Source organism: Agrobacterium sp. ST15.13.013, from assembly GCF_027956525.1.
Lineage (GTDB): Bacteria > Pseudomonadota > Alphaproteobacteria > Rhizobiales > Rhizobiaceae > Agrobacterium > Agrobacterium salinitolerans.
On the sequence record NZ_JAQKGP010000013.1, the window covers coordinates 151,370 to 161,855 of the forward strand.

The following is a 10,486-nucleotide window of genomic DNA, read 5'->3' on the forward strand; positions in this document are numbered from 1 at the left end:
AGGAGAGCCGGTCCGTTTCTCATTCGGCGGGCTGCACGAGGCGGGCGACGTCGCCCTGTTTCTGCTTGCCCGGCACCAGAACTGCCCAGATGAACATGATTGCCGAAATGAGAACTGCGAAACCGGAGCCGAGGCGGATCCAGTAGAAGATCGCCAGCTGGTCCTGCACATCCATGAAGCTTTCGCCCATGACACGCTGAAGCTGGATCTGCACCACGCCGGCAAAGGTCAGCGCGAAGGTCATGACCGACATGGCCGTGCACATCACCCAGAAGCTCGTCATCGAAAGCCACTGATTATACGGCGCGCGTTTCTTCATTTCCGGTATGGCATAGGCCATCATGGCAAGGTTCAGCATCACATAGGCGCCGAAGAAGGCGAGGTGGCCGTGGGCGGCGGTGAGCTGCGTGCCGTGGCTGTAATAGTTCACCGAAGACAGCGTGTGCAGGAAACCCCAGACGCCGGCGCCGAAGAAGGCCATGACCGAGCAGCCGATCGACCACAGAAGCGCTGCGCGGTTCTCATGCTTGCGGCCGGCCTTCCAGGTCATGACGAAGGTGAAGATGACCATGGTGAAGAAGGGGGCCACTTCCAGCGTCGAGAACAGCGAACCGATCCACTGCCAGTAACCCGGCGCGCCGATCCAGTAATAATGGTGGCCGGTGCCGAGAATGCCCGAGAAGAGGGCAAGGCCGACGATGACATAGAGCCATTTTTCCACCACTTCGCGGTCGATGCCATTGAGCTTGATCATCAGGAAGGCGAGGATCGAGGCCATGATCAGTTCCCACACGCCTTCCACCCACAGATGGATGACGTACCACCAGTACATCTTGTCGAGCGCCAGGTTCATGGGGTTGTAGAAGGCGAAGAGGAAGAAGATCGCCAGACCCCAGAGACCGAAGAGCAGGATATTGATGACGGTGGTCTTGCGGCCCTTCAGCGCCGTCATGGTGATGTTGAACAGGAACATCAAAACGACAAGCACGATGCCGACCTTGATCGCAAAGGGCTGTTCGAGGAATTCGCGGCCTTCGTGGATGCGGAACATATAACCGACCACGGCAACGGCGGCGGCCACCAGGAAGATCCAGAACTGCGCGATGGCGAGTTTCGGGCTGTAAAGCTCCGTTTCCGTTTCTTCCGGCAGAAGATAGAAGGTCGAGCCCATGAAGCCCATCAACAGCCACACGACCAGTGCATTGGTATGGATCATGCGCACGATGTTGAAGGGCAGAAGCTCGGAAAGCGTATTGGGCAGAACGTAGATCGTGGCGGCGACGACGCCGAACAGGATCTGCGCCACGAACAGCCCGATTGCGCCGTAAAAATACAGCATGGCGACTTTTTGCGTCTGGTATTTCATCTCGTCATCTCCTTGCCGTCAGCCTCAACCCGCATCGTTCGGCGGCCAGTTCTGCGTCTTGATCCGGCTCGTCCATTCGAGGAAATCGACGAGATCATCGAGTTCCTGTTCGGTGAGATTGAACTGCGGCATCTGGCGGCGGCCTTCGATGCCGGTGGGCTGGGCGGCCATCCACGCTTTGATGGAATCGCGCGCCGCTTCCTTATCTTCCACGCCGCCATAGCGTTTCCAGACATTGCCGAGTTCGGGCGCGAAATAGGCGCCTTCGCCGAGCAGCGTGTGACAGTTGATGCAGGAATTTTCCTCCCACACATGCTTGCCGCGCGCGACGCTTTCCGTCAGCGTGCTTTCATCCGTCGAGGTGGTGCGCATGTAATAATGGCTATGGGCCGTCAGCCCGACGAATATGGCGAAGAAGAAGATGGAGCCGCCGTAAAAGACGTTTCGCGCTCCTGTTTTGGTCAGGCGTTCTGCCATGCCAATGGTCCTTTCCATCCGGAAGACCGCTTATGCGGACTGGCTTGATCGAACCCTCTTGCCGGAATTTGCCGGCAGGCTTCGGGTCTCGCCCCTTTCTAGCCGCTGGCCGCCGGCGTTCTTTGCCATTTGGCAAACAAGTGGAGAGGTGGTGTGGTCCGCCTTTTCAGAGCGACAAAATGCCCTGCAGGAACGCCCGCAACAGGGCTGCGGCGGCAAAGATGGCCGGCCATGCCAGAAGTGCTGTGCGCAGCAGGCCACGCTCTTCGCGAAAGCCCAGAAAATCGTCGATGACGCGTCTGGATTTCAGGAGCGCGAAAAGCAGCATCAGGCAGGCGGCGGCGACCGGCGGCAGAAGCGCCGCTTTCCACGATGTCACGACGGCCGTACCGGCAAGAACAAGAATGGCGAGCATGGCGAAGCTTCTTGCAAGCTGGCGGGAGGTGCGGTGGATCATGATGTCAAACCAGATAAATAACGGGAAAAATGACGATCCAGACGAGATCGATCACATGCCACAGCGTCGTCACCAGCGTGACGTTCTCGTTTTTGGGGAAGACTGCGACGAGAAACAGCAGCACGGCCACGAAGACGACATGCAGCAGGTGGAAGCCGGTGAGCAGAAAATAGAGCTCGAAGAAAGCGCCATAGGCGGGATCGGAGGCGAAGGCGATTTCGGTGGAATATTCATAGAGTTTTACACCGACGAAAGCGAAGCCCAGCAGGCCGGCAAGCACAAGTGCCCGTCTTTTGCCCGCCAGCGCGGTGTAGCGGCTTGCCGCGACGGCCGCCTGCCAGCCGCTTGCCAGTAAAATTAGTGTGTTGAGGCCGGCAAGTTGTGGCTGCAGATGTAGGCGCGCGGCGGCGAAGGCCTCGGGATTGAGGGTGAAGGCAATGATGAAGGCGCCGGTCAGCGCGCCGAAAGCGGCAAGTTCGCTCCAGACCAGAATCCACAAAAGCAGGTTTCTGCTTTCCTCTTCCGTATTGATCGCCATTGCCTTGTCCGTAATTGTAAAACAGCAAGCCACGCTTAGGCGCCCTCAAACCCCGCTTCTTTGCGGTCGGTCAAAGAAGGGAGCGTGCAAAGTCCTATTGTCATGACAAAGCGCAACTCTGGAAAATGGAGCTTCCCATGAACGACGCGCAGGTCGGGCTGATTGTCGCAACCCCTATTATCATTGGCTTTGCGGTGCTGTTGTACCGTATGGGTGTGTTGCAGCGCATGGGTGCGGTTTCCGCCGTGCTTGCCTCCGTGGCCATTGCTTCGGTGCTGTTCCTGAACCAGTGAGAAGGCAGTCGCATGCTTGAACTTGTCGCCGCTCTTTCGCTTTTCGTGGCGCTGCATTCCATTCCCTCCGTCCCTGCCGTGCGCGGCCGGCTGATCGCGGCCATCGGCAGGCCCGCCTATTTCGGGAGTTATTCCGTCGTCTCGCTTCTGACGCTGGGCTGGGTATTTTATGCCGCGCTGTCGGTCGAGTATATTCCGCTCTGGGACGTCGCGCCCTGGCAGGCGCATGTCACCTTTCTGGCAGCGCCGATTGGCCTGTTTTTCGTGCTGGCCGGCCTCCTCAGCGTCAATCCGCTTTCCATTTCCGTGCGGCAGGGAGATATACCGGGGGCAATCGTGCGCATCACGCGGCACCCGGTACTCGTCGGCCTTCTGTTCTGGTCGTTGGGGCATGTCGTGCCGAATGGCGACCTGCGTTCCGTCATCCTGTTCGGCGGCTTTGCGCTGTTTTCGCTTGGCGGGATGGCGATGACCGAAAAACGCGCGCGGAAAAGACTGGGTAATACATGGAGCGCGGCGGCTGCTAAAAATGCAATGATCCCTTTCGCAGCAATGCTTTCCGGCAAAACGCGCCTCGCCGTGGACGGGCCGATGCTGTTAGCCGCAGCGCTGACAGGGTTGACGGTGTGGTGGCTGCTGGCCGGCGGCCATGCCGCGCTCTTTGGCGCTGACCCGATGGCCTATCTTTGATGGCTCACGACGTATTCACCATATGCGGCTGCCATATCGGCGCCTGCGGCGCGGAAGCGATGCCTAGCTGGTCGATGGCGCGGGCGGCGAGCTGGTCGACAATATCGTCGACGCTTTGCGGCTTGTTATAAAAGGCCGGCACCGGCGGCATGACTATCGCACCTGCCTCCGTCACCGCGCACATATTGCGCAGATGGATGAGATGCAGCGGCGTCTCGCGCGTCATTAGCACAAGTTTCCGACGTTCTTTCAAATGCACATCGGCGGCGCGGGTAAGGAGATTGTCCGAAAGCCCGGTTGCAATGGCCGCAAGTGTGCGCATGGAGCAGGGGGCGACGATCATGCCTGTTGTCGGGAAGGAGCCGCTGGCAATCGCTGCGCCGATATCATCGACAGCATGATTGACGCTGGCGAGCGACAACATGCGCCCCATGGCTTCAGCACCTTCCTCATGCAGCACGGTGCGTCTGGCGGATTGCGACAGGACGAGATGGATTTCGACGCTTTTCATCCCGGCAAGGCGCTCGATAATACGCAACGCGATGCCGGCACCCGAGGCGCCGGTAACGCCGACCACGACGCGGCACGGGGTCAAGGCCGTTCTCCTAGGCCGAGATCGCGCCACATCAGGTCGACTTTCGCTATCACGTCAGGTGTCATGGAGAGCACGCGGCCCCATTCGCGCTCCGTTTCCGGCGGCAGCTTGCGGGTGGCGTCCAGACCCATCTTGCCACCAAGGCCGGCTTTCGGCGAGGCGAAGTCGAGATAATCGATGGGCGTATCGTTGATGATCGTTGCATCGCGCGAGGCGTCGAAGCGGGTCGAAAGCGCCCAGATGACATCCGCCCAGTTGCGCACATTGATGTCGGGATCGACCAGAATGATGAGCTTCACATAGCTGAACTGCGGCAGCATCGACCAGAGCCCCATCATCACCCGCTTTGCCTGACCGGGATAACGCTTGTCGATGGAGGCGACCATGATGCGGTAGGAACAGGCCTCCGGCGGCATCCACAGATCGACGATTTCCGTAAACTGCTTTTTCACGAGCGGCAGGAAAATCTCGAGCATGGCTTCGCCGAGAACAGAAGGCTCATCCGGCGGCCGGCCGGTATAGGTGGAAAGATAGATCGGATCGCGGCGCATGGTGATTGCCGAGAGTGTCATGACCGGAAAGGATTCGACCGAATTATAGTAGCCGGTATGGTCGCCATAGGGGCCTTCGAGTGCCGTTTCCGTTGCCGAAACGGTGCCTTCCAGCCCGATTTCGGCATTGGCCGGCACCGGCATCGGCACGGTCAAGGCGCTGGCAATGCGGCTTTTCGAGCCGCGCAGCAGGCCGGAGAAGCCAAGCTCGCTGATATGGTCGGGAAGCGGCATCACGGCGGAAAGAATGGTGGCGGGATCGGCACCGATGGCGACGGTAACGGGCATATCCAGCCCGCGCGCCTGCCACAGGCGGTGGTGATGCGCGCCGCCGCGATGCGCCAGCCAGCGCATGATCACCCTGTCCGGTCCCAACACCTGCATGCGATAGATGCCGACATTGATATCGTCGGGATCGTCAGGCGAACGGGTGATGACCAGCGGCCAGGTGATGAGCGGGGCCGGCTCGCCCGGCCAGCACCATTGCACCGGCAGGCGGGCAAGATCGACCGCATCACCCGTCAGCACCTTCTCCTGCACCGGCGCACGGGGAACGCTGCGTGTCCGCATGGAAAGTGCGGCTTTCAGCAAAGGCAGCTTACCCCACGCTTCGGCCATGGATTTCGGCGGCCTTGGCTCGCGCAATTCGGCGAGCGTTTGGCCAAGTGCGGGCAGGCCGCCGGTCTCAAGCCCCAGCCCCCATTCGATGCGCCGTCGCGTGCCGAACAGATTGGCAAGCAGCGGTATCGCCCGCACCTTGCCCTCATGGTCGACGGGTTGCTCGAACAGCAGCGCCGGCCCGCCACCGGCAAGCACGCGGCGGTGGATTTCGGTGATTTCGTGCACCAGCGATACCGGCTGGCGAATTCGTCGCAGCTGCCCATGTTCTTCCAGCAGCCGGATGAAACCGCGCAGATCGGCGGTGCGGATGGGTCTCGTTTCTGTTTCTTCGTCTCTCATGCCGCCTGTTTGAAGGCGGCAATGCGGCATGTCCTTGCGCTGCCGCAAATGCGGCTTCAGTGCGAACGAAGATAGTCGGCAAGAACCAGGGCGTGGTTGTGTTCGATATCGTGGGCGGCATAAAGCAGCGTGACCCGGCCCTTCGCCATCAGCTCCGTCATGTGCGCCACGGCATCGGGATTGGCGGCCAGCTCCTCATGATAATGCCGGGTGAATTCCTCAAAGCGGGACGGCATATGGGAGAAGTTCTTGCGCAATTCGTTGCTGGGCGCGATGTCCTTCATCCACAGGGAGAGCTTTGCATTTTCCTTGCTCATGCCGCGCGGCCACAGCCGGTCCACCAGAATGCGCGCGCCGTCATCGTCGCTGGTGGGTTCGTAAATCCGTTTGACCCTTAAATCGGACACGGGTGGCCTCCTTGGCTTGGCAAGTGAATGATTTATAGCGGCTTTTGTGAAGGCGCACCCGAAAATTTCCCTGTCTTTGCGTTCGCTCAAACCGCCACCCGCGCGCTGCGGTTAGGTTGCCGCCCGCAACTGAGCCGACAGGACCTTTCATGAGACCTTTTCCCACCGCCATCGCCCGCCCCATGAATTTCCTGCCCATTGCCGTGGTGCAGCGAGCGACGGCGGCGATGCTGGCGCAGATCATGAAGCGGCATCCGGATATGTTCGTCCGGCTCGGTGAACATCGTGGCAAGCGCTACGCCTTTCTGCCCGTCGATCTCCCCTTCGCCTTCATGGTCGAGCCGGCAGGTCCCGCCATCACCGCCAGCCGCAAGGCTCGCCTGCCCAAGACGGACGCGTCGGTGGAAGGGCCGCTTTTCATGCTGCTTGCGCTGATGGAGGGGCGGCAGGATGCCGATGCGCTGTTCTTCTCGCGCGATCTCAGCGTCACCGGCGATATGGAGGCGATGCTGGCGCTGCGCAATGCGCTCGATGACAGCGGCATCGATCTGCCGCGCGATCTCGGCGCATTTGCTGGGCCTTTCGCGCCAATGGTAACGGGCCTTGCGAACCGCCTGCGCGGCCATGTTCTATCCGAAACACGGGGAGGTGAGGCATGGAACTGATCTGTCCTGCAGGAACGCCCGCCGCCTTCCGCGAGGCCGTGGATGCCGGGGCGGATGCGGTCTATTGCGGGTTTCGCGATGAAACCAATGCCCGCAATTTCCCCGGCCTTAATTTTTCCCGCGAGGAACTTGCCGAGGCCATCGTTTACGCGAAAAAGCGCCGTGTCCAGACCTTCGTGGCGCTCAACACCTTCATGCGTGCTGGCAATGAGGATATCTGGTATCGCGGCGCGGCCGATGCGGTTAAGGCGGGGGCGGATGCGCTTATCCTTGCCGATTTCGGTCTGATGGCGCATGTGGCGGAACATCATCCGCAGCAGCGTATCCACGTCTCCGTGCAGGCCTCCGCCTCCAATGCAGATGCGGTGAATTTCCTCGTCGATGCCTTCGGCGCGAAACGTGTGGTGCTGCCGCGCACCCTGACTATCCCCGACATCGCCCGGCTGGCGCGGCAAATCCGCTGTGAGATCGAAATCTTCGTGTTCGGCGGTCTCTGCGTCATGGCGGAGGGACGCTGCTCGCTCTCGTCTTACGCCACAGGCAAGTCACCCAACATGAACGGCGTCTGTTCGCCGGCAAGCCACGTCCGCTACCGGCAGGACGGGCAGGCGCTGGTGTCGGAACTTGGCGATTACACCATCAACCGTTTTCCGGCCGGCGAGGCGGCGGGTTACCCTACGCTGTGCAAGGGCCGTTTCGAGATCGCCGATGACAGGTCCTATGCCTTTGAGGATCCGGTGTCGCTTGATGTGATGGACCAGATCGATGCCTTGCGCGAGGCGGGCGTCAGCGCACTGAAGATCGAGGGCCGCCAGCGCGGCAAGGCCTATGTGTTGGAAGTGGTTTCCACCCTGCACCGGGCACTTTCTGCCGGTGCTGAGGAGCGCGGCAGGTTGCTTTCCCGCCTACGGCTCTTGAGCGAAGGCCAGCGCACCACCGTCGGCGCTTATGAGAAACGCTGGAGATGACGGCGATGGCAAAACCCACAAAAACCACATTGGCGCTCGGCCCGGTCCTCTATCTTTGGCAGGGCGAGAAATGGCGTGATTTCTATTTCCGCATCGCCGATGAAGCGCCCGTCAGCCATGTTTATCTCGGTGAAACCGTCTGCTCCAAACGGTTTCATTTCACCGAGCCGCATCTGGCAGAGGTCATCGAGCGGCTGGAGAGTGCCGGAAAACAGGTGATCCTCTCGACGCTTTCGCTGGTGACACTGGAGCGGGAAAGCCGCCACCTGCGCGGCCTGATCGCCGACAGTCCCTATCCGGTCGAGGCGAACGATCTTTCCGCGCTCGGCATGCTGCACGGCACCCCGCATGTCGTCGGGCCAATGGTGAATGTCTATAATGCCGCGACCGCGCGGTTGCTGTCGTCTCGCGGCGCGAGCGCCATATGCCTGCCGCCGGAACTGCCGATGACTTCGGTGGAGCGCATCGTGGCGCAGACGCCCGATGTGGACTTCGAAATCTTCGCCTTCGGCCGCCTGCCCCTCGCCATTTCGGCGCGCTGCGCCCATGCCCGCGCCAAGGGCAATATCAAGGATAATTGCCAGTTCCTCTGCGGGGACGATCCGGATGGATTACCGGTACGCACGCTCGACCGGCAGTCGTTTCTGGCGCTGAATGGCGTGCAGACGGTGTCGCATACCTGCCAGTCGCTGCTTGGCGAATTGCGGGATCTGGCCTCTGCCGGCATCACCCGCTTCCGGCTGTCGCCGCAGGACTGCGACATGGTCGCGGTGGCGCAAATCCATGACGATGTTCTGGCCGGCAGGCGGGAGGCGGAGGACGGTCTTGCACGTCTCGGGCAAATCTATCCGGACGTGCCCTTTTCCAACGGTTTTCACCACGGGCAGGAAGGTGCGGCCTGGATCGCCCGTGCCCGCAACACGGCGCATGGGGTGAATGCATGACGACGAACGGGCAAAGTGAGCAAACGCTGTCCGCAGCGGCACCGGGCGGAGCGGATATCGCGGCGGCAATCCATCTGGTGCGCGACATTGTCTTGCAGAGCGCGCTTGATTGCAGCTGCCGCGACAGGGTGCACGAGGCGCTGCGCGAACTCGAGGATTTCGAGCGCCAGCGCAATATCGTCAAGCTTCTGGCCGCCGCCCGCGAGGAGCGGCGCAAGATCGCGCTCCTGACCGAGATGCTCTGCGATTTCGCCGAAGACGACACGGTGGATGAAGGTGTGGTTGAAACCGCAAGCCTCATGTTTCTCGATATCGCCGCCGCCGCTCAGGAGGGCTCGCGGCTCCTGCGTGACGCGCTCTCACTCAAGAAGGGTGAATAATCCCTGTTTTCGGCTCTGTTTGATCCTGCGCAAAGAGCGGGCGCTTGCAAAATGTCATTTCCGGGGTGGTGACGCGCCGGGACCGGAAAACGGTCTGAGCGGGCGTCACGCGCATCAGGGCGCTTCCGGCGCGAAAGGATCAGGACCATGGCCCATCTCACCCGCCGTCAGGCTCTTTCCGCCTTTTCCGGGCTCGCGGTCGCGACACTTGCCGCACCGCATGTTGCGAAGGCGGAAGCGCCGCTCACCTTTTATGGCCCTCCGGCCGCGCCCTCCGCCGTGCTGGCCCATGCGGTAAAGGGCGGGTTCCTGAAGGATGCCGCACCCGGAGCAGTCTTCAAAGCCTGGAAAACGCCGGATGAAATGCGCGCCGCCGTCGCCTCCGGCTCCATGGGAGCGGTGGTGATGCCGAGCTATGGCATCGCCAATCTCCATAATCGCGGTCTCGGCCTAGGGCTGTTGAACGTGCTGACCACGGGCCTGCTCTATATCGTTTCGAAAGACGTGACGCTGAACTCCCTGCAAAGCCTTTCCGGCAAGACCCTCGCTTTGCCGTTCAAGAACGACATGCCCGATTTCGTGCTGCGCCGCCTTGTTGCCGAAAACGGCCTGAAGCCCGGTGACATCAGGCTGGAATATGCCGCCTCGCCGCCGGAAGCCGTGCAATTGCTGCTGACGGGAAGGGTGGATGCCGCCCTGCTGAGCGAGCCGGCCGCGACCGCCGTGCTCATCAAGGCGAAGTCTTTTTTCATGACTGTCCATCGCACCATCGATATTCAGCGGGAATGGGCGAAGGTGGCCGGCAAGGCTGAAATTCCGCAGGCTGGCCTCGCCTTGACATCGCTGGTCCAGCAAAAACTCGGCAGGGCCGGCATCGCGGCTTTGCAGGACGCCATGGAGGCGGCGCTTGCCAGCGCCATGGCCAATCCGAAGGCGGCGGCCGCTGCGGCCGCCGATGCCTTGGGTTTCCCGCCGGAAATCATCGCCGCCTCCTTCCCGACAAGTCATCTATGCGCCCTTAAGGCGAGCGCTGCGCGCGCCGATCTCGAGGCGTTTTACGATGAGCTTGCCAGGGCCGACCCGGCAATCATCGGCGGCCGGCGGCCGAATGACGGGTTTTATCTGGTGTAGCAGGCATGAACCGCATTCTCGAAAGTCTTGGCTGGATGGGCCGCTATCTGTGGGCGGGCTGGGC

At 61.2% G+C, this 10,486-nt stretch carries 14 protein-coding genes; 7 read left to right on the forward strand and 7 right to left on the reverse strand.

Features of this window, described 5'->3' with window-relative positions:
• Positions 1-19: 19 nt before the first annotated feature.
• From PL597_RS15100 to PL597_RS15115, 4 genes are all read right to left on the reverse strand, one after another.
• Positions 20-1,366, reverse strand: a complete 1,347-nt coding sequence (locus PL597_RS15100) for a nitric-oxide reductase large subunit (protein WP_137411895.1) — start codon at positions 1,364-1,366, stop codon at positions 20-22.
• Between the two features lie 24 nt (positions 1,367-1,390).
• Entirely contained in the window at positions 1,391-1,843 is a 453-nt protein-coding gene (locus tag PL597_RS15105) for a c-type cytochrome (protein WP_137411896.1), read from the reverse strand.
• 166 nt (positions 1,844-2,009) lie between these two features.
• Positions 2,010-2,300, reverse strand: coding sequence for a hypothetical protein (locus tag PL597_RS15110; RefSeq protein ID WP_137411897.1), 291 nt, complete (start codon positions 2,298-2,300; stop codon positions 2,010-2,012).
• A gap of 4 nt (positions 2,301-2,304) precedes the next feature.
• Positions 2,305-2,838 (reverse strand): cytochrome c oxidase subunit 3, encoded by a 534-nt coding sequence (locus PL597_RS15115; protein WP_137411898.1) that lies wholly within the window; start codon positions 2,836-2,838, stop codon positions 2,305-2,307.
• Between the two features lie 137 nt (positions 2,839-2,975).
• On the opposite strand from PL597_RS15115, the gene PL597_RS15120 reads away from it, so the two are divergent.
• Positions 2,976-3,131 (forward strand): hypothetical protein, encoded by a 156-nt coding sequence (locus PL597_RS15120; protein WP_003520964.1) that lies wholly within the window; start codon positions 2,976-2,978, stop codon positions 3,129-3,131.
• Positions 3,132-3,143: 12 nt separating this feature from the next.
• The gene (locus PL597_RS15125; protein WP_137411899.1) at positions 3,144-3,821 is read left to right on the forward strand and encodes an NnrU family protein; all 678 of its coding nucleotides are present in this window, start codon (positions 3,144-3,146) and stop codon (positions 3,819-3,821) included.
• A gap of 4 nt (positions 3,822-3,825) precedes the next feature.
• On the opposite strand, the gene PL597_RS15130 is transcribed toward PL597_RS15125, so the two are convergent.
• The 3 genes from PL597_RS15130 to PL597_RS15140 are packed head-to-tail and all read right to left on the reverse strand — an operon-like array spanning position 3,826 to position 6,334.
• The gene (locus PL597_RS15130; RefSeq protein ID WP_137411900.1) at positions 3,826-4,416 is read right to left on the reverse strand and encodes a UbiX family flavin prenyltransferase; all 591 of its coding nucleotides are present in this window, start codon (positions 4,414-4,416) and stop codon (positions 3,826-3,828) included.
• On the reverse strand, positions 4,413-5,927 hold the full coding sequence (locus PL597_RS15135; protein ID WP_170985648.1) for a UbiD family decarboxylase: 1,515 nt from the start codon (positions 5,925-5,927) through the stop codon (positions 4,413-4,415). The genes PL597_RS15130 and PL597_RS15135 overlap by 4 nt, the downstream gene beginning before the upstream one ends.
• A 56-nt stretch (positions 5,928-5,983) precedes the next feature.
• Positions 5,984-6,334, reverse strand: coding sequence for a DUF488 domain-containing protein (locus tag PL597_RS15140; protein ID WP_137411901.1), 351 nt, complete (start codon positions 6,332-6,334; stop codon positions 5,984-5,986).
• 149 nt (positions 6,335-6,483) lie between these two features.
• Here PL597_RS15140 and ubiT point away from each other — a divergent pair, with 149 nt between their 5' ends.
• The 5 genes from ubiT to PL597_RS15165 all read left to right on the forward strand — a co-directional run bounded on the left by ubiT (position 6,484) and on the right by PL597_RS15165 (position 10,422).
• Entirely contained in the window at positions 6,484-6,999 is a 516-nt protein-coding gene (gene ubiT, locus PL597_RS15145) for a ubiquinone anaerobic biosynthesis accessory factor UbiT (RefSeq protein ID WP_137411902.1), read from the forward strand.
• The gene (gene ubiU / locus PL597_RS15150) at positions 6,990-7,967 is read left to right on the forward strand and encodes a ubiquinone anaerobic biosynthesis protein UbiU (protein WP_271365573.1); all 978 of its coding nucleotides are present in this window, start codon (positions 6,990-6,992) and stop codon (positions 7,965-7,967) included. The genes ubiT and ubiU overlap by 10 nt, the downstream gene beginning before the upstream one ends.
• Before the next feature lie 5 nt (positions 7,968-7,972).
• Positions 7,973-8,911, forward strand: a complete 939-nt coding sequence (ubiV, locus tag PL597_RS15155) for a ubiquinone anaerobic biosynthesis protein UbiV (protein ID WP_137411904.1) — start codon at positions 7,973-7,975, stop codon at positions 8,909-8,911.
• The gene (locus tag PL597_RS15160) at positions 8,908-9,291 is read left to right on the forward strand and encodes a hypothetical protein (protein ID WP_137411905.1); all 384 of its coding nucleotides are present in this window, start codon (positions 8,908-8,910) and stop codon (positions 9,289-9,291) included. Before ubiV ends, PL597_RS15160 begins: the two co-directional genes overlap by 4 nt.
• A gap of 147 nt (positions 9,292-9,438) precedes the next feature.
• A complete protein-coding gene (locus PL597_RS15165; protein WP_137411906.1) occupies positions 9,439-10,422 on the forward strand; it encodes an ABC transporter substrate-binding protein in 984 nt (327 codons plus the stop codon).
• The last annotated feature ends 64 nt before the right edge of the window (positions 10,423-10,486 follow it).

What these genes read in the sequence shown, in the direction of transcription:
- PL597_RS15100 (WP_137411895.1), bottom strand. Translation starts at nt 1,366, where the DNA reads ATGAAATACCAGACGCAAAAAGTCGCCATGCTGTATTTTTACGGCGCA.
- PL597_RS15105 (WP_137411896.1), bottom strand. Translation starts at nt 1,843, where the DNA reads ATGGCAGAACGCCTGACCAAAACAGGAGCGCGAAACGTCTTTTACGGC.
- ubiU (WP_271365573.1), top strand. Translation starts at nt 6,990, where the DNA reads ATGGAACTGATCTGTCCTGCAGGAACGCCCGCCGCCTTCCGCGAGGCC.
- PL597_RS15165 (WP_137411906.1), top strand. Translation starts at nt 9,439, where the DNA reads ATGGCCCATCTCACCCGCCGTCAGGCTCTTTCCGCCTTTTCCGGGCTC.
- PL597_RS15110 (WP_137411897.1), bottom strand. Translation starts at nt 2,300, where the DNA reads ATGATCCACCGCACCTCCCGCCAGCTTGCAAGAAGCTTCGCCATGCTC.
- PL597_RS15115 (WP_137411898.1), bottom strand. Translation starts at nt 2,838, where the DNA reads ATGGCGATCAATACGGAAGAGGAAAGCAGAAACCTGCTTTTGTGGATT.
- PL597_RS15125 (WP_137411899.1), top strand. Translation starts at nt 3,144, where the DNA reads ATGCTTGAACTTGTCGCCGCTCTTTCGCTTTTCGTGGCGCTGCATTCC.
- PL597_RS15135 (WP_170985648.1), bottom strand. Translation starts at nt 5,927, where the DNA reads ATGAGAGACGAAGAAACAGAAACGAGACCCATCCGCACCGCCGATCTG.
- ubiV (WP_137411904.1), top strand. Translation starts at nt 7,973, where the DNA reads ATGGCAAAACCCACAAAAACCACATTGGCGCTCGGCCCGGTCCTCTAT.
- ubiT (WP_137411902.1), top strand. Translation starts at nt 6,484, where the DNA reads ATGAGACCTTTTCCCACCGCCATCGCCCGCCCCATGAATTTCCTGCCC.
- PL597_RS15120 (WP_003520964.1), top strand. Translation starts at nt 2,976, where the DNA reads ATGAACGACGCGCAGGTCGGGCTGATTGTCGCAACCCCTATTATCATT.
- PL597_RS15160 (WP_137411905.1), top strand. Translation starts at nt 8,908, where the DNA reads ATGACGACGAACGGGCAAAGTGAGCAAACGCTGTCCGCAGCGGCACCG.